The sequence below is a fragment of the Mesorhizobium sp. M1A.T.Ca.IN.004.03.1.1 genome (assembly GCF_003997555.1).
Lineage (GTDB): Bacteria > Pseudomonadota > Alphaproteobacteria > Rhizobiales > Rhizobiaceae > Mesorhizobium.
Window position 1 is genome coordinate 1 of sequence record NZ_RZTV01000024.1, and the last position, 20,287, is coordinate 20,287.

At 60.4% G+C, this 20,287-nt stretch carries 12 protein-coding genes and 4 pseudogenes; 7 read left to right on the top strand and 9 right to left on the bottom strand.

Annotated features, from left to right (window positions below):
• Positions 1-738: 738 nt before the first annotated feature.
• A pseudogene (locus tag EOD29_RS29810) lies at positions 739-1,795 on the top strand (IS630 family transposase).
• Here the strand turns inward: EOD29_RS29810 and EOD29_RS36155 are convergent.
• Positions 1,774-1,989 (bottom strand): hypothetical protein, encoded by a 216-nt coding sequence (locus EOD29_RS36155; RefSeq protein WP_164763867.1) that lies wholly within the window; start codon positions 1,987-1,989, stop codon positions 1,774-1,776. The pseudogene EOD29_RS29810 and the gene EOD29_RS36155 overlap by 22 nt on opposite strands.
• Before the next feature lie 489 nt (positions 1,990-2,478).
• On the bottom strand, positions 2,479-4,173 hold the full coding sequence (locus tag EOD29_RS29820) for a CocE/NonD family hydrolase (RefSeq protein ID WP_164763868.1): 1,695 nt from the start codon (positions 4,171-4,173) through the stop codon (positions 2,479-2,481).
• A 1,170-nt stretch (positions 4,174-5,343) separates the two neighbouring features.
• Between EOD29_RS29820 and EOD29_RS36160 the strand changes: the two genes are divergently transcribed.
• Both EOD29_RS36160 and EOD29_RS29830 read left to right on the top strand, forming a co-directional pair.
• Positions 5,344-5,718, top strand: a complete 375-nt coding sequence (locus EOD29_RS36160) for a DDE-type integrase/transposase/recombinase (protein WP_164763869.1) — start codon at positions 5,344-5,346, stop codon at positions 5,716-5,718.
• A gap of 79 nt (positions 5,719-5,797) precedes the next feature.
• Positions 5,798-5,890: pseudogene (locus EOD29_RS29830) on the top strand (integrase core domain-containing protein); the annotation flags it as partial.
• 78 nt (positions 5,891-5,968) lie between these two features.
• On the opposite strand, the pseudogene EOD29_RS37475 reads toward EOD29_RS29830, so the two are convergent.
• Positions 5,969-6,266: pseudogene (locus tag EOD29_RS37475) on the bottom strand (ABC transporter permease); the annotation flags it as partial.
• Positions 6,267-6,277: 11 nt separating this feature from the next.
• Positions 6,278-7,861 carry an ABC transporter substrate-binding protein gene (locus EOD29_RS29840; protein ID WP_127248711.1) on the bottom strand — a complete coding sequence of 528 codons (1,584 nt, stop codon included), beginning with the start codon at positions 7,859-7,861 and terminating at the stop codon, positions 6,278-6,280.
• Between the two features lie 344 nt (positions 7,862-8,205).
• Between EOD29_RS29840 and EOD29_RS29845 the strand changes: the two genes are divergently transcribed.
• The 4 genes and pseudogenes from EOD29_RS29845 (at position 8,206) to EOD29_RS29860 (ending at position 10,857) form a co-directional block, all read left to right on the top strand.
• A complete protein-coding gene (locus EOD29_RS29845) occupies positions 8,206-8,559 on the top strand; it encodes a transposase (RefSeq protein WP_127248712.1) in 354 nt (117 codons plus the stop codon).
• Positions 8,556-8,903, top strand: a complete 348-nt coding sequence (gene tnpB / locus EOD29_RS29850) for an IS66 family insertion sequence element accessory protein TnpB (RefSeq protein WP_006201720.1) — start codon at positions 8,556-8,558, stop codon at positions 8,901-8,903. Before EOD29_RS29845 ends, tnpB begins: the two co-directional genes overlap by 4 nt.
• A 66-nt stretch (positions 8,904-8,969) precedes the next feature.
• Positions 8,970-10,630: pseudogene (locus tag EOD29_RS29855) on the top strand (IS66 family transposase).
• 2 nt (positions 10,631-10,632) lie between these two features.
• Positions 10,633-10,857 (top strand): hypothetical protein, encoded by a 225-nt coding sequence (locus tag EOD29_RS29860; RefSeq protein WP_127248713.1) that lies wholly within the window; start codon positions 10,633-10,635, stop codon positions 10,855-10,857.
• A 425-nt stretch (positions 10,858-11,282) separates the two neighbouring features.
• Here the strand turns inward: EOD29_RS29860 and EOD29_RS29865 are convergent, their stop codons facing one another.
• The 5 genes from EOD29_RS29865 to EOD29_RS29890 form a co-directional block, all read right to left on the bottom strand.
• On the bottom strand, positions 11,283-12,950 hold the full coding sequence (locus EOD29_RS29865; RefSeq protein WP_127248718.1) for an ABC transporter ATP-binding protein: 1,668 nt from the start codon (positions 12,948-12,950) through the stop codon (positions 11,283-11,285).
• A complete protein-coding gene (locus EOD29_RS29870; protein WP_127248714.1) occupies positions 12,943-13,797 on the bottom strand; it encodes an ABC transporter permease in 855 nt (284 codons plus the stop codon). Before EOD29_RS29870 ends, EOD29_RS29865 begins: the two co-directional genes overlap by 8 nt.
• The gene (locus EOD29_RS29875; protein ID WP_127248715.1) at positions 13,794-14,750 is read right to left on the bottom strand and encodes an ABC transporter permease; all 957 of its coding nucleotides are present in this window, start codon (positions 14,748-14,750) and stop codon (positions 13,794-13,796) included. The genes EOD29_RS29870 and EOD29_RS29875 overlap by 4 nt, the downstream gene beginning before the upstream one ends.
• A gap of 994 nt (positions 14,751-15,744) precedes the next feature.
• Positions 15,745-17,328, bottom strand: a complete 1,584-nt coding sequence (locus tag EOD29_RS29880) for an ABC transporter substrate-binding protein (protein WP_127248716.1) — start codon at positions 17,326-17,328, stop codon at positions 15,745-15,747.
• Between the two features lie 727 nt (positions 17,329-18,055).
• Positions 18,056-19,645 (bottom strand): ABC transporter substrate-binding protein, encoded by a 1,590-nt coding sequence (locus EOD29_RS29890; protein WP_127248717.1) that lies wholly within the window; start codon positions 19,643-19,645, stop codon positions 18,056-18,058.
• Between the last annotated feature and the right edge of the window lie 642 nt (positions 19,646-20,287).

Genomic DNA, 20,287 nt, shown 5'->3' on the forward strand with positions numbered 1-20,287 from the left:
ACACAGCTCGACTTGATTGGGGAGTTCGTCGAGGACCTTGATAAGCGGCCCACGTTGGCACCCCTATTCGAACTGCTCGTTGGCGGCAAGTAGTCCTACGAACGACTTCGAGAGCGCGGGAAAAATAGCTAACGCACAGTTTAGGCAGGACTTCATGAGGTCAAGGGCGTCAGGCGCCAGTGCCGGTCGATTGGACGATTCGTAAGCGAACTCGAAATAGGTGCTCTGTCGATCAAGACTGTCGGCAATTCTTAAGTTTGCGATAATGGATTTCCTGGCTTGCGCGATAGCAGGCGCGCGGGACCCGGTGATCCGTCTGGTACGCTACACGCTGGCGGCACACACTGGAGATTACGACAAGGCATCGTCGCCCACTCGGTTCGAGTTCCGCACCGGTTGCAGCGCTTATCAACCGGGTGATGGCGCGTGCCTGCGACTATGGGGGACCTGAGTGAGTCGATGTGCGGGCATCCGACGGCGCCCGCCCTTCCGGCGATTTTGGCCGCCAGTGAGCTCCTCGAAAGTTCGGGTCGGAATCTCCCTCTGGCTCACGCTGCTGCAGTTGAAATCATGACAAAACTCGACCGAGCTGTCGGTTATGAGCTATGTCGGTCCGGCTGGCATGGCCTGCTGCCGGTTTCGTGGACACCGCAGTAATACCAAAGGCTCTGAGGGCTGACTCTCTAGGATCCCGCCTCGACTGATCCGTGATTCCTTGTCGCGAGGAGGATTCGGGCGATGGGATCAGCGGTGAAGATGCGGATGGACTATTCGGCTGTGGCGCTTCGGCGACTGCGAAGGCGGCGAAGGATGTCACCAGAGCAGGCGCGTGTTGTCGCTGGCTGGGGTCATGGACGGGATGAGCCGGGAAGATGCTGCACGGATCGGCGGCATGGACCGCCAGACGCTGCGGGACTGGTGCATCGCTTCAACGAGGATGGGCCTTACGGACTGAAGGATGCCTGGTATGGCGGCCCCATGCCGCGCCTGTCGCCGGAACAGAAGGCCGAACTGGCGCAAATCGTTGAGATGTGACCGGACCGGGCGGTTGACGGCGTGGTGGGGTGGCGGCGCTTCGATCTGCAGCGCGTCATCGCGGATCGTTTCGGCGTCGCCTATCACGAGCGCTACGTGGGCAAGCTGCTGAAGGAACTCGGCTTCTCGCATATGAGCGCGCGGCCGCGCCATCCGGCGCAAGATGCCCGGATCATGGAAGAGTTAAAAGGCTTTCCGCGCACGCTAGACGCCCACCTCGCCGATCTCCGAAGGGCAAGCCCGTCGAGGTGCGGTTTCAAGATGAAGCCAGAATTGGCCAGAAGAACGGTGTCGTGCAGCAATGGGCGCGCCGTGGCACGCGGCCCAGGGAGCCCGCCGACCAGCGCTATCAAAGCGTATACCTGCTCGGCGCCATCTGCCCGGCGCGCGGCAAGCGAGCAGCCATGGCGCTGCTGTTTGCCGACACTGCGGCCATGCAGCTCCACCTCGACGAGATCAGCGTGGCGCGCGGCGCGCATGCCGTGCTGCTACTCGACCGGGCAGGAAGGTAGACGACCGCCAAGCTGAAGGTGCCGAAAAACATCACGCCGGTGCTGCTGTGTCGCGAACCCCGGAACTCAACCCGGTCGAGAACGTCTGGCAATATCTGCGCGCCAACTGGCGCTCCAACCGCGTCTTCGACGGCCACGACGCCATTATCGACGCCGCCTGCGAGGCTCGGCAGAAGCTCATCGCCCAACCCGAAACAATCACATCAATCGGAATGCGAGAGTTGGCTCACGTCGGTCGAGCTTCATGACCCTTGGTATAGGCGGGTAACGGAACTGGAGAGTGCAGAGAAGGAAGTTCAGCCGCGAGATTTTCTTCTATTCCGTACCTCACAACCTCATTCGCCAGCAAGTCGATCTCGGAGCAACGGCACGCACGATCGAGATCATTCACTGCGGCAAGTGCGTTGCCGTCCATCAGCGTCGCTGTGGCGGCCTGCGTCATGGGACCGATCCGGTTCATATGCACAGCTCCACCGACGATATGCGGGTGGAGGCCGGATCGATTCCGTCGCGGGGCCGCCTCCCCGCAGTTACAGCGTGGGTCTAGACACGCATTCGGTCTCGAAGAAAAGGACGTCGCATTCCAGAGCCGATGGGATGCTTTCGCTTGGTTTCGCTGATCGGGCATCTGTCCCGCGTTGAATAACCAGGGATTGTCTTAACAAGTCCTGCTGGGATACGCATTCGGCCATCGGGGTCAGCCCATTCTGATTTGGGTGCGCATTTCGCAAAAGCCGGAAAAAGCCGGCATCCATCCGGGCATACGCCTTCGAGGAAAAAGAGTTGCCGAAGCTGTCGGGTCAATCGAAGCCCGCCGGGGGCGGGTCGTGGATCTCATAGGCACGTCGTGGCAGCGGGAGGAGAATCTCGTTACGCGGGGCGGTGCTCTGCGCGACTTCGCAATCCCAAATTGGTGACTGCAGGGAGAGAGTCAGTTGGCCACGATAGGCAGCAGCACATAGGAGGGGAACTCTTCGCAGTGATGCACGGTGTTGTGGGCGACTTCCCACTTCGTTTCCTCCCAATTGTTGCCGCCCGTGTTCAGATTTCGATCGAAGCGAGGAAATGAGGAGCTGGATATCTCGAGTCGAATTCGATGGCCGGGCGGGAACCAGTTGCTCGTGGCATCCAGGTCAACCTCTATTTGGTAGATGTTGCCCGGCTCCATCAGAACTGGCCGGTCGAAGCCTTCGCGAAACCGAACGCGGAGTATCCCGTCGACCACGTCAATGGCACGGCCGTCCGGATGCACGTCAAGTAGTCTGGCCACAAAGTCGGTGTCTGGGGCGGAAGATGAGACGAACAGAACGGCTTTGACGAACCCGCTGACTTCGACGCCCTCTTCAAGGAGGTCAGACGTAAAACATAAAACGTCCTGACGGAGTTCTACTTCCTGGTAGTCCTGTGGGCCCATCGTCGTCCCCGTTGAGTTCCCGCCGTGAACCCCCAGGAACGGAACCGGATTGCCGGGATCATAGAGAAACGTGTCGGCTGGTTCGTTGTCTGAAGGTGGGCTGAGTTCAAGTGCGCCATCGCCGAGGCGAGTGTTGGCATTTCCACCGCTTCGCAGGAACCAACGCTGTAGTTCCACACCGGCAGGCGGCCATTCTGAAGCGGCACGCCACTCGTTGCGGCCCATGACATAGTATCGGACGCGGGGCATCCTCTCGATGCGGTCGGGCATTTCCTTCAGCCAACCGTCGAACCAGTCCAGATAGATTTGCCAGCAATCCAGGCGGGCATCGCCCAACTCACGCTCACCGATGACCGTCGGGGCCACAAGTGTCGCGGTCTTGCAATGGGTGGCTGGCGAGAGAATGATGTGCTGGTGCTCACGGGCCGCAGCGCTCGTCCCCCGAGCGCTGAAGAGGCGCCGCGTATGGAGTGCGTCGGCGGCACCGACATCATACCACGAGTTCACGAATAGCGCTGGGAGGTCAATTGCCGAGTCCTCGCGAAGGAAACCAAACCTGTCGAACCAGGGATCCCCAGGATCCCGTGAAACCCAGTCCTCCCAATCCGTGGGCGGTGACCCGATGGTCTTGAGGATGTCGATGACCGGCAGCGTTGCGAACGCGCGCTGGTATTCTTCGTCGGCCTTCGCTTGCGGCCGGGAACGATCCTTGCCATGGCTCTGATGGAAGTGGGGTACCCACATACTCAACTCCAAGGCGCCGCCAAGGCGCGACCCGCAAAGGCGCAAGTCCCCCAGGCGCTGTCGATCGCCAGATAGCGTGCCGCCTGCCCCCTCTATGACTGCACAGCGATGAGCAGGATGGCATAGCTGAGCGGTAAGCACTTGGGTGATTCCGAGCGCGGAGCATCCGTACGTGCCGACCCGCCCCGTCGACCATGGCTGGGAGGCGATCCAGGAGAGAGTATCGTAGCCGTCCTTCGCGTCATGCTCGAGCAGCGCGAAATGACCACCAGAATCAAAGAGCCCACGAAGTTCCTGCACAACCACGGCGTAACCCTGAGCCGCAAACATTATAGCTACCGGGTGGCTGGGTTCGGGCAGACGATAGGAGGCCTTGCCGTACTTCGTTCGGATCAAAATCGAAGCGAGTTTGCCGGTGTACCCGAGAGGGCGGTAGACATCCGTCGCAAGTTCTACGCCGTCGCGCATAGGAACTCGCAACCCAGTTTGTAGAACCACTTCATAACGGGGTTCTAATGGTTTCGGTTGTTCACAACAATTCATTGCTTTCTCCTCCGCAACGCATCCGCATCTACGCGAGCGAGCCGCCTCGTGCACTGCTTGCAACATAATGGTGGAGGGATCGGTGGATACGATAAACAGGCTTCTTTGACCGCAGGAAATCGGCGTTCTCTCGCGTGACTAGGCACAAATTCAGCGTCGCCTATCTGCTTCCCGGAATCCGGCCGAGTGCTCGTGCAGAATAGGTGTCCAATATAACGGTTCTGTGTTGAAGCTCAATTCTTCGCGCTCTCCATGTCGTAAGTAGATGAGTTGTCCGGATTAGTCTGGGTAGCACTGAGTTGGAGTGCACCCCCAGAGTGAGATCGCGGACAGTCTCACTGCAACGAGAGGAAACTGGGGCATGGCCGGACGGCAAAGAGTTATTGATGAAGACCGAAAGCGGGGCTTCTCCGGCGCATGGAGGCGGGGGAAACCGTCAGCAGGTTGGCAGATGAGGTTGGTATCAGTCGCCAACGACTTACGAGTGGCGTGATCATCTCAGGCTTCATTGTAATCTGAAGTCACCGTCGGCGCGGCCGGCCGGCCAGATCGACAGCAGGAGTTGACGGGCCTCACAGCTCCAGAGTGCAGTCGATGTGCCGGCACCTCAGGAAAAGGCACTGACCAAGGCCAGGCGCCGGATCAGGGAACTGGAGCAGAAGGTGGGGCAGCAGCAGCTCGATCTTGATTTTTTTCGCGAAGCCTTGCGGCATTTCGAGGAAGATCAGCGTCGGAGCAGCGCTTCTGGCGAAACGGGATCTTCAAAGTCATCGAAAGATGACGACCGGCATGTCGCAAGGCGAATTCAGCAGCGATAGAATGTGCTGGCTCGCTGGCGTCAGCCGCGCGAGTATTATCGTCACCGGCTGGATTCGGGCCCGCGTCGGGCCCAGACGGGTTTGCGCGATCTCATTCAGAAGCTGGCTCTCGGCAACACACACCACGGCTACCGCCCGTTGGAGCCCTCTGCAGCGGGAGGGTGGCAAGTCAAACACAAATGCGTTCAATTCGTTGTACCTGCGCGCAAGAGCCTTTGTTCCTGTGAGGACGAACTCGAGGCATGGTTGGCAAGTCGTGCAAAACCTCGCAAGAGGAATGATCCTCAACGGCGTAAACCAGCTATGGGTTGCCGATATCACCTTCTTGCATCTGGCTGAGGAGTTTGCCTTCCTTGCCGTTGTCCTTGACGCGTTTAGCCGAAAGGTCGTCGGATGGGCGCTGGATACGCATCTTAGAGCAGGCCTTGCCATCGAGGCTCTCGAGATGGCGATCGCTGAGCGCCAGCCCGTACCCGGGAGCCTCATCCATCATTCCGACCGCGGGGTTCAAGGCGGATTCAAGCGGTCGTCGCAACACTCTGAAGTTGAAGGTTGCGATGAGCATTCGAAAGCGGCGATCGGCACGGTCTGGACGAGAAAGGCCCTAGGTTGGAAAACGCCGGCAGAGGCGCTTGACGAGTTGCTGCCATGAGTGAACACAAGCGGTGTTGCGACGACCGCTTGAACCCGCCCAAGACGCTTGCGGGGCCTACTCCCAACTTCTGCATCTTCACGGTATCCAGGCCAGCATGAGCCGTGTCGGCAATGCTTACGACAATGCGAAGGCGGAGAGCTTCATGAAAACCGTGAAACAGGAAGAGGTGCAAGGTCGCCCAGATTAGGATGCAGATGATGCCCGCAAGCCATGGCGAGCGGGACAGCCACAGTCGCCGCGCAGAAGGCCACAGCCGGGGCAGCAACGTCGCGGTAATCTCCTGTCGTGAAGTGAGCGCGGTGCCGAGATCGCCGGTCAGCACACCGCCCAGCCAGCGAAGTAGCGGATATGCGCTGGATCGTTAAGGCCCAGCTCGGCCCGCAGATTGGCGAGCGCTTCCGGGGTCCAGACTGGCTGAGAATGGCTTGCGAGACGTCGCCTGGCAGGACCTGCGTGCCGGCAAAGATTAGGATCGACACAAGGAAAAGGAGCAGGATGCCCAGTGCGATGCGCTGGGCTATAAGTGCCACGATGGGCGATATCACGCCTGACTAGATCAAGGAATCAGCCAGCATTTGGAGAATGCCTCACCGTTCATCAGGGTGTTTCGAAAGGCGACATAGCCGCCTAGCTTATCCGAAATGGCGTCAATTTCCTGGTTGAACATCGGCACGATCAGGCCACCCTCGTTCCGTAAGATGATGGCCATTTCGCGATAAAGGCTCTTGCGCTTGTCCTCGTCGAATTCGGCGAGCGCCTCGATGAGAAGCTTGTCGAACTTCTCGTTGAAGAAGTGCGTGTCGTTCCATTCCGCCGTCGACAGATAGGCGGTCGAGTACATCTGGTCCTGCGTCGCTCGCCCGGACCAGTAGGTGTTGCAGAAGGGCTGCTTTTGCCAGACTTCATTCCAGTAGCCGTCGCTCGGCTCGCGCTTGATTTCGAGGGCAATGCCAGCCTTGGCACAGCTCTGCTGGTAAAGCTGTGCCGCGTCAACGGCGCCCGGAAAGGCGACGTCCGAGGTGCGCAGCAGGATCGGCCCGCTATGGCCGGATTTCTGATAGTGAAACTTGGCCTTGTCCGGATCAAAGGTCCGCTGCTCGATGTCGTCGGGGAACAGCGGATAGGTCGCATTGATCGGGAAGTCGTTGCCGATCGTGCCGTAGCCACGCAGGATCTTATCGACCATCTCCTCGCGGTCCATCGCAAGCTTGAGCGCCATCCTCAGATCGTTGCTGTCGAAGGGAGGCGTATCGCAGAACATATTGAAGCAATAGTAGGCGGGACCCGACACGGCCTCGACTCTCAGGTTGGGCATACGCTTGATCAGATCGACTATCCTGGGCTCGACGTGGTTGATCATATGCACTTGGCCGGCCTGCAGCGCGGATACCCGCGCAGTGTTATCGTTGATGGTGAGGAGCTCGACCTGGTCGGCGAAGCCCCTTTTGTCGGACTGCCAGAAATTAGCGAACCGCTCACCTCCGTAGCGGACGCCGGGCTCGTTGACAGTCATCTTGTAGGGCCCGGCGCTGATGCCAGCTCCCGGATTGTCTTTGCCACCGTTCGGTTGAATGATGAGATGATAATCGGTCATCAGATATGGGAAGTCAGCATTGCCATCCTTCAGCGTCACGACGACCTCGTCGTTATTTGCTTTGATTGTGTCGATGCTCTTCATCAGGCCCAGCGCGCCGGATTTTGACTTCGCGTCGGAATGACGCCCGAGTGTCGCCACCACATCTTCGGCTGTCACAGTCTTGCCGTTGTGGAACTCGACTCCCTTGCGGATTTTCATTGTCCAGGTTTTGGCGTCCTTAGATGAGTTGATTTCCGCGGCCAGGCGATTCTCCAGTCCGCCGTTAGGGGACAGCGTCACGAGCAACTCGCCCCAGCAATTTCCGAAGGTGGCGGACAACGTTGAGAAGGTCGCTGTATCGAGAGTGTCGGTCGCCGCCCCGCCGGCGAGGCCAGCTTTCAGGATGCCGCCGCGGACCGGCCCCTCCGCTCGCGCAGCGCTAGTAAGGAGCGAATTCGCAAACGTCGCCGAGACGCCGAGCGCCGTCGCACGGCCAAGAAATTCACGCCGGCTCAGCCGGCCCGCAACGACGCGAAGGCTGAGATAATCGAGTTCCTGCGACATTTGGATATTTCCTCCTCCCATGGCGGCTATGAGGCCATCTCATGGGTATTAGTAGTGGCTTTAATGGGCCGCTTTGAATGAATTTCCCTTTATTAAGACAGGGAACCTGCGTTTTTCGGATCATTCGCGCAAAATGCCCCCACGTGCCCCTGAGGGACGCATCATTGATGCAGTAAATCGGTGTTTCCTACTGCCGGACGCGCCACCGCGACGGACACACGGGACGACGTTCTCGCATCGGGTGCCGCGTACGCCTCCGGCGAAGGCCGCCTTGCGAGAAGATGGCACGGTAGCGAGGCTTGCGCTCTTAGGGTCGTCCTTACGAGCGTAGTTAGCAGCACAGCATGAGCCATGTGACGTTATTGACCGGGCCGGAGCGGCGGCGCCGTTGGAGTGAAGCGGATCAGTGCCGGATACTGCGCGCGGCATTCGCGCCCGGGGCCACAGTGGCGGCGGTAGCGCGTCAGTACGATGTCGCGACCAGCCTGATCTATAAGTGGCGCCGCACGGTGAGAGCCCGCGAGACGGGCTTTGCCGAAGTTGTCGTTGTTCCCGATGAGCCTGTCGCCGCTTCGGTGCCGGCGGCGTCACCAGCGGTGATCGAGCTGGAGGTCGCCGGCAAGGTGCGGCTGCGGATTCCGCTGACCACGCCGCCGACACTGGCGGCGGCGATGGTGAAGGCGCTGGGCGTTTCATGATCCCGGTTCCGAGCCAGGTGCGGATCTGGTTGGCGGTCGGCCGGACCGATATGCGTCGCGGGATGCAAGGCCTCGCTCTGCAGGTTCAGGAGACGTTGGGCCGGGATCCGCATGCCGGCGATCTTTATGTCTTCCGCGGCCGCAGCGGCAATCTGATCAAGATTATCTGGCATGATGGGCTCGGCATGTCGCTGTATGCAAAACGGCTCGAGAAGGGCCGGTTTCTATGGCCGTCGCCGGCGGACGGCACGGTTTCCATATCACCGGCGCAGCTCGCCTACATGCTCGACGGGATCGATTGGCGCAACCCGCGTCACACGTTCCGCCCCCAGCGCGCGGGCTGAGTTTTTCTTTGAGTTTGCGCCATTTTCCGCGAGTCAGCGGACGCGTTTTATGATTCACTCCAGGGCATGGTTGCCACCGCCCTGGATGCTGTTCCGGACGATATCGGCGCGCTGAGAGCAGCGCTGACCGCGGCGCTGAGGCCGCGCGCGCTGCGCTGGTCGAGGCCGAACTGGCGGTCGCCAGGGCCAAGGCATCGGATGATGCGGCGCTGATCGCACATCAGGATCTGACGATCCGGAAGCTGCAGCGGGCGCTGCATGGTCAGAGTTCTGAACGTTCAGCCCGCCTGCACGACCAGATGGAGCTCACTTTCGAGGAACTCGAGAGCACGGCGACGGAAGACGAGATCGCCGCCGAACAGGCCGCGGCCCGGACCACCGAGGTGACGCCTTATGTGCGCAAACGACCGGCGCGTCAGCCATTTCCCGAGCATCTGCCGCGCGAACGCGTGGTCGAGCCGGCGCCGACCGCTTGCCACTGCTGCGGCGGTCATCGGCTGCGCAAGCTGGGTGAGGATATCACCGAGACGCTAGAGGTGGTGCCGCGGCAATGGAAGGTAATCCAACACGTGCGGGAGAAGTTCACCTGCCGCGACTGCGAGGCGATCAGCCAGGCTCCGGCGCCGTTCCACGCCACCCCGCGGGGCTGGGCCGGTCCCGGCCTGCTGGCGATGATCCTGTTCGAGAAGTTCGGACAGCATCAGCCGCTCAACCGCCAGGCCGAACGCTATGCGCGCGAAGGTGTGCCGCTCAGCCTGTCGACGCTCGCCGACCAGGTCGGTGCCGGCGCCGCGGCGCTGATGCCGCTGTTCAAGCGGCTCGAAGCCCATGTGCTGGCCGCTTCACGTCTGCACGCCGACGACACGACGGTGCCGGTCCTGGCCAAGGGCAAGACCGATACCGGCCGATTATGGACCTATGTGCGCGATGACCGACCGTTCGGCGGCGCCGATCCGCCGGCGGCAGTGTTCTACTATTCCCGCGATCGTCGAGGCGAACATCCCGCGGCGCATCTCGCCGGCTGGAGCGGCATTCTGCAGGCCGATGCCTTTGGTGGTTATGGCGATCTCTATGCGACGGGTCGTCAGCCGGCGCCTGTTCTGGAAGCCAGCTGCTGGGCCCACAGCCGGCGCAAAGTGTTCGAACTGGCCGATATCGAAGCGGCGGCGCGCAAGAAGGCGCGCGGCGAGAAGCCCAACCTGGTCTATCCGCTAGCGGTTGAAGCCGTGAAGCGCATCGATGCCCTGTTCGATATCGAGCGCGCGATCAACGGCTTGTTGCCGGCCCAACGCCACGCCGTGCGCCAAGAGCGGAGCGTGCCGCTGGTCACCGAACTTGAGCGCTGGATGATCGAGACGCGCGACAAGCTCTCGAGCGGACACGATCTGACCAAGGCCTTCAACTACGTGCTGCGCCGCTGGTCATCCTTCACCCGGTTCCTCGACGATGGCCGGATTTGCCTATCGAACAATGCAGCCGAGCGAGCCCTGCGCGGCATCGCTCTCGGCAGAAAGTCCTGGCTGTTCTGCGGTTCCGATCGTGGCGGACAGCGCGCTGCCATTCTCTACAGCCTGATCGTCAGCGCCAAGATGAACGATATCGACCCGCAGGTCTGGCTCGCCCACGTCCTCGCCCGACTGCCCGCCTATCCGGCCCATCGGATCGATGATTTGTTGCCGTGGAACTGGAGACCCGCAAAACTGCGGGCCCAACCAGCGGCGGCCTGATCATGCAGCGCAATAAGGTGCATCACGTCTACACCGTTGAACGTGTCGCCAGGGACCTCGGTGTCAGCGAAGAGCTCATCCAGGAACTGACCCTCGGTCTCGAGGCCGAGGACGGCGTCATCTGGGTGTACGGCGCCAACGATGACGACGGGATCTTGGCCTTCACCGATGAAGGCATCGAGGAGGTCAAACTCCTCCTCGAACAATATCATCGCGTCTCCCCATAGAAAGCTTGACCCCAGCACCGCGGTGCTCAGGTGCTCATGGCCACCGGATACGCACGTCTGCGGTCTTCACCGGATGCATACGGTGCCGCCATCGTTCGGAAGTTAAATCATCCATCTCAGTGGGCCACATCTAGGAAAGCCGGAGAGGAAAAGAGCGTCGCGTTACGTCTTTGGTCGATCCAGCAGCTTGGGGTAGCGAGCCGGGGATTCACCCCGATCAGCTGGATTCAGATTAAGCAATTTCCGCTCTGTTTCAGCTGCCCTCCCCACTCGTCATAGGGGCGTGCGCCGGCAGGCGCTCTTGCCCTGCCCTCAGTCGGTGACCTGCCTGAACTTCGCTGCCAAGTCGAAAATTGCCGCCGCCTACCTGGCGCCCCCCTCAACACGCCTGAGTGCGTTCAACGCCACTATCGTGCGGCCAGAGTTCAGTTCCCCCCGCTTGCCATGCGGCGTCCCTTTATGGCGTTTTCCAACCAGCCAAGCTCCATCTCGGGAACTGAGGAGAGCAGAAGGTCAGTATAGGCGTCGAAGGGCGGGGTGAGCACTTCAGTCTTGGAGCCATAGCGCACGACACTTCCCTGGTACATCACTGCGATGGAATCGGCGATCGCCTTTACCGTCGCGAGATCGTGGGTGATGAACAGATACGCCACGTCCTCGATCTTCTGCAGGCGCAGCAGCAGCTTGAGGATGCCATCAGCCACGAGCGGGTCGAGAGCGCTGGTCACCTCGTCGCAGATGATAAGTTTCGGCTTGGCAGCGAGCGCGCGGGCGATACAGACGCGCTGTTTCTGGCCGCCCGAGAGTTCGGCAGGATAGCGATCGACGAAACCCTTGCCCATCTCGATCTCGTCGAGCAGTTCCGCCACGCGATCGTCGCGCTCGCGACCGCGCATCCCGAAATAGAATTCGAGCGGACGGCCGATGATGGTGCCAACTGTCTGGCGCGGATTCATCGCCACGTCAGCCATTTGGTAAATCATTTGCAATTCGCGCAGATCGTCCGTCGAGCGCTGCGCAAGCCTCGGCGTGAGCGTGCGGCCGGCAAAGGTGATCATGCCGGATGTGGGCGGCAGCAGACCGGTTATGGCGCGCGCAAGCGTGGACTTACCCGAGCCGGACTCGCCCACCACGGCCAGCGTCTGACCGGGATGAACCTCGACCGAAACGTCCTGCAACACCTTTACATGACCGCCGTAGGCCGCGGTGATATTCCTCACCTCGAGCACCGGACAGGCTGCCGGCCTCTTTTCCTGATGCTCGATCGAACGTACCGATACCAGCGCCTTGGTGTAGTCCGTCCGCGGTGCCTCGATGATCTGCCGCGTCTCGCCATGCTCGACCATTTTGCCGTGGCGAAGCACCATGATCTCGTCCGAGACTTGGGCAACGACCGAAAGGTCATGTGTAATATAAAGGGCCGCGACGCCAGTATCACGGATCGCATCCTTTATTGCCGCGAGCACATCGATCTGTGTCGTCACATCGAGCGCCGTGGTGGGCTCGTCAAAGACGATAAGGTCGGGCTCGGAGCATAGCGCCATGGCTGTCATGACGCGCTGCAATTGACCGCCTGAAACCTGGTGCGGGTAACGACGGCCGATGGTTTTCGGGTTGGGCAGGCCGAGCTTCTTGAACAGCGCCATGGCGCGCCTCTCCGCCTCGGCTCGGGTCGCGACACGATGCAGCAACGCGGACTCTATGACTTGCTCCATCAAACGAAGCGCCGGGTTGAACGCTGCGGCAGCCGACTGCGCGACATAACAGACCTTGTTGCCGCGCACTTTGCGCAATCCCTGGACGCCCCCTGCTAGAATGTTGCGCCCGTTGAGGAGGACTTCGCCCCCGGTGATGCGCACGCCGCCTCGCCCATATCCCATCGAGGCCAGGCCAATAGTCGATTTGCCGGCGCCGGACTCACCGATCAGGCCCAAGACGCGGCCTTTCCCCAGCTTTAGCGAAACGTCGTCCACGATGACGGTATTTTGCGGATCGCCCCCCGGCGAGTAGGAGGTTGCTTCGATCCGCAGTTTCCTGATTTCGAGCAACGAGCAGCTTTCGTCATGAGGTCGGTTCATTACTGCCTTAGGCATTGCCGCGCCCTCCCCTGAGAGAGGTGGTCCGGTTAAGGATCCAATCCGCGACGAGATTGACTGAGATGGCGAGTGCTGCGATGGCCCCGGCTGGGATAAGGGCAGCGGAAATACCGAAAACAATGCCATCTTTGTTCTCTTTCACCATTCCGCCCCAGTCGGCTTGTGGCGGCTGCACACCAAGCCCAAGGAAGGACAGGGCAGACAGGAAGAGCACGGCGAAGATGAAGCGCAGGCCGAGTTCGGAGACTAGCGGCGACAGCGCATTGGGCAAAATCTCGCGGAAGATGATCCAGGCGCGGCCTTCGCCCCGCAATTTGGCCGCCTCGACGAAGTCCATTGCGTTGATGTCGGCGGCGACCGCGCGTGACAGCCGGTAAACGCGGGTAGAGTCCAATGTACCCATGACTAATATCAGTGTCACCACGTTGGATGGGAGCACCGACAGCACTACAAGACCGAAGATCAGCGTCGGGATCGACATCAACAGATCCACGAACCGCGACATCGTCATGTCGAACCAGCCACCGACGACGGCTGCGGTGAAGCCGAGTATCGACCCAAGCGTAAAGGAAAGCGCAGTAGCGGCCGCCGCGATCAAGATCGTAGTGCGGGCGCCATAAATCATGCGCGAGAGCAGATCCCTTCCGAGATTGTCAGTGCCGAACCAGTGCTCGCCGGACATGGGCATCCAAACGTCGCCGACGATCTCGCCCAGTGGATGCGGTGAGATCAGCGGCGCGAACATCGCCGCGAAGAGGAACAATCCGGTGAAGAACAGGCCGACCGCGGCACCGATGGGTATGCGACGCCGGCCTTTGGCGAGTGGGGCTGACGAGACGCTCATTTGGGATGCCTGAGCCGCGGGTTGGCGATGATTGCGGCGACGTCAGCGATGATGTTCAGGCCGATATAAACGGCCGCGAAGATCAGGCCGACGGCCTGCACGACCGGCACGTCGCGTTTCGAGACATGGTCAACAAGATACTGCCCCATGCCGGGGTAAACGAAGATCACCTCGACGACGACGACGCCGACGATCAGGAAGGCCAGGTTGAGCATTACCACATTGATCACCGGCGCGATGGCGTTCGGGAATGCATGGCGGCGGATAATCTCGATCTGCCGCAGCCCCTTGAGCTCGGCCGTCTCTATATAGGCCGACTGCATCACGTTCAGGATCGCGGCGCGCGTCATACGCATCATATGGGCGAGCACGACGAGCGTTAGCACCGTCGCCGGGAGGGCGATGGCCTTCATACGCTCCAGGAACGCCAGGCCAACGTAGACAGTGGAGATACCCGGAAGCCACTGCAGCTTCACGGCGAAGAAATAGACCAGGAGGTAGCCGATGAAGAATTCGGGAAGCGAGGTTGAGGTAAGCGCAAAGCCGGAGATGAGCTTGTCGATTACGCCGTTGCGATATCGCACCGCCAGCAGCCCGAGGATAATGGCGAGCGGGACAGCCACAGTCGCCGCGCAGAAGGCCAGGAAGAGGGTGTTCCACAGCCGGGGCAGCAGCGTCGCGGTAATCTCCTGTCGCGAAGTGAGCGCGGTGCCGAGATCGCCAGTGAGCACACCGCCCAACCAGCGAAAATAGCGGATATACGCTGGATCGTTAAGGCCAAGCTCGGCGCGCAGATTGGCGAGCGCTTCCGGGGTTGCAGACTGCCCGAGAATGGCTTGCGAGACGTCGCCTGGCAGGATCTGCGTGCCGGCAAAGATTAGGATCGACACAAGGAAAAGGAGCAGGATGCCCAGCGTGATGCGCTGGGTGATCAGTCTTACAATGGGGGACATTGTCAAAAACCGCATTACGCCGTCAGCCAGCATTTGGCTGACGCGGAGTCATTCATCGGATTGGTGTACTCGCCGCCATAGCCGCGGCGGTTAACATAGTCGAGTTTATGTGACATGAGACGGTCCTCACTACTGTTCCCCTAAGGCCGCAAGGCGGCCGCTGTTTGGTGAACGTACCAACCTAAATGAGCGCGAAATGCGCTAATTTGCCTCTACCGACGCAGGAAAACGCCGTTTACTCGCTGCCCACGACCAAAAGGCGCCGACTAACGGGGGAGTGACCAAATTCTCGCCTTCCGGCCATCAACAGCAGTCGCTGCGAGCACTCTAGAACGAGGGCCATCGAGTCTCAGGGCGCCAGGATAACTGCGGCAGATCACGCCCTTGCCGCCGCTCCGACTGAACTCCAGTTAGACATATTCACAACTCAGTTGTCGGAAATACCGAGCTTCTGAAAACCCACGTCCCCGAAACGAACTCCACGCGGCAACCGCTTCAGCCACTGTAATGCCGATGTTGAGCACGCTACCTGCCTTGCGGCGGGGCGTCGCGGGATGGGAGATTCCGGTGCGTGACGGGACATACTACGCAAAGGGGTTCGCGGCGCACGATCTCTCTGTTCGGCATATGGCTGATCACGGCATTCACCCGGCGCGCCTCTTTTCGCATACTATGTTTGAAAGAGGTGGCATAGGCGATCTCGCTGCCTCGGGGAGCGGATTGCCTCCTCCCGGCTAAGCGCGCTACCGGCCAGGCCCAGGCTGTAAGCGACCCTCACGCTGCACGCTGCCAGGACGCGTAGGTCAGCGGCCCTCGAACGTGAGGGTAATTGGCGCGCTTATCCCCAACAAGCAGCTCGGCGACAGGGGTCACCTACATCGCGTCACCAAACAAGATCTTATGAGCTGTCCCTGTTCGGATCATGCGAACTATGCCTAAGCGATAAGAGAGTTGCCGGATAGCGTCCGAGCTGAAGGTTAACGACGCCGACGAACTAGGGCTTTAGCCAGCATTTGGCAAAAGCCAAGCTGTTCATCAGAGCGTCGTGCCAAGCAACATAGCCGCCAACCTTGTCGGAAATAGCGTCGACGGCCTGGTTGAACATTGGCACGATCACGCCTCCCTCATCGCGAACAATGATGGCTATCTCGCGATAGAGGTTCTTCCGCTTGTCCTGATCGAGTTCAGCGCGCGCTTCGATGAGAAGCTTGTCGAACTTCTCGTTAGAGAAGTGGGTGTCGTTCCATACCGCCGTTGACAGATACGTGGTCGAGTACATCTGGTCCTGCGTCGCTCGGCCTGACCAGTAAGTATTGCAGAAGGGTTGCTTGTTCCAGACCTCCGACCAGAAGCCGTCGTCTGGCACGCGCTGGATCTCAAGGGCGATGCCGGCCTTGGCACAGCTCTGCTGGTAGAGTTGTGCAGCATCGACCGCTCCAGGGAAGCCGGCGTTGGCGACCCGAAGGAGGATTGGGCCGTTGTGACCAGATTTTTTGTAATAATGCTTGGCTTGGTCGGCATCGAATTCGCGCTGGGGGATGTCTTCGGGAAACAGGCGGTATGCGTTGTTGATCGGGAAGTCGTTGCCGAGCGTGCCGTAGCCGCGTAGGATTTTATCGAGCATCTCCTGACGGTCGATTGCAAGCTTTAATGCCATTCTCAAATCGTTGTGGTCGAAGGGCGCGGTGTCGCAGAACATGTTGAAGCAATAGTAGCCGGGACCCGAGACGGCCTCCACTTTCAAGTTGGGCGCCCGCTTGATTAGATCGATTACCTTGGGCTCGACCTTGTCGATTATATGCACCTGGCCGGCCTGCAGCGCGGAGATACGAGCCGTCGCGTCATTGATGGCGAGGAGCTCAACCTGGTCGGCAAAACCCATCTTATCTGGCTGCCAGAAATTGGCGAAACGCTCGCCGCCGTACCGAACGCCGGGCTCGTTGACGCTCGCCTTGTACGGCCCAGCGCTGATGCCTTCGGCTGGATTGTCCTTCCCCCCATTCGGCTGAATAATGAGGTGATAGTCGGTCATAAGGTAAGGGAAGTCAGCATTGGCATCCTTCAACGTTACGACCACTTCGTCACCATTCGCTTTGATGGTGTCGATGCTCTTCAGCACGCCCAGCGCGCCGGACTTCGACTTCGGGTCAGAGTGACGCTCGAGAGTCGCCGCTACATCCTTCGCTGTCACGGCCTTGCCGTTGTGGAACTCGAGCCCCTTGCGGATCTTCATCGTCCAGGTTTTGGCGTCCTTGCTGGCCTCAACGCTTTCAGCGATGCGGTTTTCCAGTCCGCCGTCTGGCACCATCGCCACGAGATACTCGCCCCAGCAGGCGCCGAAAAGTGACGACAAAGTCGAGAACGTCGCCGGATCGAGACTATCGGTCGCGCTACCTCCAGAAAGGCCGCCCTTAAGGATACCGCCGCGTACCGGCCCCTCCGCTCGCGCAGCGCTAGTAAGGAGCGAATTCGCAAACGTCGCCGAGACGCCGAGCGCCGTTGCGCGGCCAAGAAATTCGCGCCGGCTCAGCCGGCCCGCGGCGACGCGGAGGCTGAGATAATCGAGTTCCTGCGACATTGAATGCTCCTCGGTAATATGCGTTCCCTTGGGGCCGGACGACGCGGCCTCTATTTAAAGTACCATTGGTACCAGCATCAATGTGTCGCTTTGCAACCATCCCTCCTCTGTCCGAGCAGGAACTCGGCGTTTTGGCCGCCATTCGCGCAGGATCCGTCACATGACCTTGCCGCTCGAAGGGGGAGTGTTCAGCAGGGCACGACGTGATCATGACCCTACCTAGATGACCCGCCCGCGCTTCTCGGTCACATTCAATCGCGCCAAACGTCCAATTAACGCCCTCGTCATGTAGCGCTCCGAAGGCAGCTTCCTTATTCTACTCGCCTGCCAGACAGGGGTCAGGAGGGCGCGCGTCGTTGCGGGTGAATGGCGGGCGTGCGGTCCTATGCCGTCCGCAGCGCGCGCGTTGAAGGTGTGGCAGCCAACCCCGAAGGACTCTTAGGAAACGCGGCTTCGCGCGTCGAGGTGCCGGCCACTTGAGACGCGCCATTGCGCGGCGCAGTGACCCGGTCGGTTTAAGCGCGGACTGCTAAGCTCATGCGGATCGAAGCCGTCGGTGGCTATAGGATGAGGCCCACGTCCTCAATCAAGCGACCCATGAAGCCGACGTGGCCAGCGTCGAGGAGAGCGTCGACACGTTTCATGTGCTCCTGATGTCGAACATCCTGATGCCGGGTGCCCAGCGCGCGGCGCTGGGCAACCAGCCTCGGGCCGTAAGTCACTCCGTTCAGGCTTCGAGCCAGCATTCCGCCAATGCGGAGGCGTTGCTAAAATCCCGCGCAGGATGCTTCACGAAACCCTTCACGCCCGGCCCTGTCGCGTCGATGAACTGGTTGAAGAACGGTGCGATCACGCCGCCCTCGTCGCGAACGATGATGGCCATCTCGCGATAGAGGTTCTTGCGCTTGTCCTGGTCGAGTTCGGCGCGCGCCTCGATGAGAAGCTTGTCGAACTTCTCGTTAGCGAAGCGCGTGTCGTTCCACGCCGCCGTCGACAGATAGGCGACCGAGTACGCCTGGTCCTGCGTGGCGCGCCCGGTCCAGAAGGAAGTCGCGAACGGCTGCTTTAACCAGACCTCCGACCAGTAGCCGTCGCTCGGCTCGCGCTTGACCTCGATAGTGATGCCGGCTTTGGTGCAGCTCTGCTGGTAGAGCTGGGCGGCGTCGACGGCGCCGGGGAAGGCAACCTCGGAGGTCCTGAGCAGGATCGGCCCGCTGTGGCCCGACTTCTGATAGTGGAACTTGGCTTTGTCCGGATCGAAGGCCCGCTGCTCAATATCGTCGGAAAATAGCGGGTAGGCTTCGTTGATTGGGAAGTCGTTACCCACCGAGCCGTAGCCGCGCAGGATCTTGTCGAGCATCTGCTCGCGGTCCATGGCGAGCTTGAGCGCCATCCTGAGGTCGTTGTTGTCGAAGGGAGGCGTGTCGCAGAACATGTTAAAGCAATAGTAGCCGCGCCCCGAAACGTTCTGGACGGTCACGCCGGGGATACGTTTGACCAGGTCGACGACCTTCGGCTCTACGCGGTCGATCATGTGGACTTGGTTGCTTCGCAGGGCCGAAATGCGCGCCGTGGCGTCGTTGACGACGGCTATCTCGATCTGATCGGCATGGCCGCGCTTGTCGCCCTGCCAGTAGTTCTTGAATCTTTCGCCGCCGTGCCGTACGCCCGGCTCGTTGACCGTGACCTTGTAGGGGCCGGCGCCTATGCCGGCGGCCGGATCGTCCTTGCCCCCGTTTGGCTGAATGACGAGATGATAATCGGTCATCATATAAGGGAAGTCAGCATTGCCGCCCTTCAGCGTCACCACGACCTCGTCGCCATTCGCCTTGATCGTGTCGATGGTCCCTAGCAAGCCCAGCGCGCCGGATTTTGATTTTGCGTCGGAGTGACGCTCAAGCGTCGCCACCACATCTTCCGCTGTAACGGTCTTGCCGTTGTGGAACTCGACACCCTTGCGGATCTTCATCGTCCAGGTCTTGGCGTCCTTGGACGAACCGACTTCCTCGGCGAGACGGTTTTCGACGCCCCCGTCGGGGGTCAGTTCCATCAGCAACTCGCCCCAACATTTGCTGAAGGCAATCGCGACCGAGGCTGAGAAGGCCCCTGGGTCGAGGCTGTCGGTCGCCGCACCGCCCTGGAGGCCGGCTTTCAGAATGCCGCCCCTTTGCGGCACCTGCGCTTTCGCGGCGCCGGCAAGGAGCGAGTTGGCGAAGGCGGCGCTCACGCCGAGCGCCGTCGCACGGCCGAGAAATTCACGCCGGGTCAGCCGGCCCGCAGCCACGCGGAGGCTAAGATAGTCAAGTTCCTGCGACATTTGGATGCTCCTCATTTCAGACATGTTCCCTTGGGGCCGGACAATGCGGCCCTCTATTTTGAGTACAGTACCAGCACCAATGTGCCGCATTGAACGAATTGTCCTTCTAACGCCGCAGGAAATCGGCGTTTAAGCCATCATTCGCGCACGATCGCCCAGATGACCGGTCTGAAACCACGGGGAATTGCAGCGGAGTCATCATGACCGTAAGCGCCGGACATTCCACATGAGCCGACGTGATCGGGCAAACCAGGAAAAGCGTCAACCCGCCTTCCAGGCCGACGTCTTGAGTAGCAGACGACTGCGGGCCGGCTTCAAACGCGCAACCGTCGCCCCGTATACGTCGAGTTGACTCTCTTCAGCACTTTCAAGTCCGTCCGATCGACCTTCGGTTAAGCGGCTTTCTGAATACGATATGCTTTTCCAGCGAAGACCACGCCGTGCTGAGGCCGCTAGCGGTTGCGCTTGGCTTCGTCGGCGAGCAACTCCATTATCGCAAGCGCGCAGCCAGTGCGGTGGAGATCCAGCATTGATTTCGCACGTTCGTGACTACTTACCGCCAACAAGCAGTTCGAATAGGGGTGCCAACGTGGGCCGCTTATCAAGGTCCTCGACGAACTCCCCAATCAAGTCGAGCTGTGT

Bases quoted from the DNA above. Each gene is read 5' to 3' on its own strand.
- EOD29_RS36155 (WP_164763867.1), bottom strand. From the start codon at position 1,989: ATGACGCAGGCCGCCACAGCGACGCTGATGGACGGCAACGCACTTGCC.
- EOD29_RS29820 (WP_164763868.1), bottom strand. From the start codon at position 4,173: ATGCGCGACGGCGTAGAACTTGCGACGGATGTCTACCGCCCTCTCGGG.
- EOD29_RS36160 (WP_164763869.1), top strand. From the start codon at position 5,344: ATGATCCTCAACGGCGTAAACCAGCTATGGGTTGCCGATATCACCTTC.
- EOD29_RS29840 (WP_127248711.1), bottom strand. From the start codon at position 7,861: ATGTCGCAGGAACTCGATTATCTCAGCCTTCGCGTCGTTGCGGGCCGG.
- EOD29_RS29845 (WP_127248712.1), top strand. From the start codon at position 8,206: ATGAGCCATGTGACGTTATTGACCGGGCCGGAGCGGCGGCGCCGTTGG.
- tnpB (WP_006201720.1), top strand. From the start codon at position 8,556: ATGATCCCGGTTCCGAGCCAGGTGCGGATCTGGTTGGCGGTCGGCCGG.
- EOD29_RS29860 (WP_127248713.1), top strand. From the start codon at position 10,633: ATGCAGCGCAATAAGGTGCATCACGTCTACACCGTTGAACGTGTCGCC.
- EOD29_RS29865 (WP_127248718.1), bottom strand. From the start codon at position 12,950: ATGCCTAAGGCAGTAATGAACCGACCTCATGACGAAAGCTGCTCGTTG.
- EOD29_RS29870 (WP_127248714.1), bottom strand. From the start codon at position 13,797: ATGAGCGTCTCGTCAGCCCCACTCGCCAAAGGCCGGCGTCGCATACCC.
- EOD29_RS29875 (WP_127248715.1), bottom strand. From the start codon at position 14,750: ATGTCCCCCATTGTAAGACTGATCACCCAGCGCATCACGCTGGGCATC.
- EOD29_RS29880 (WP_127248716.1), bottom strand. From the start codon at position 17,328: ATGTCGCAGGAACTCGATTATCTCAGCCTCCGCGTCGCCGCGGGCCGG.
- EOD29_RS29890 (WP_127248717.1), bottom strand. From the start codon at position 19,645: ATGTCGCAGGAACTTGACTATCTTAGCCTCCGCGTGGCTGCGGGCCGG.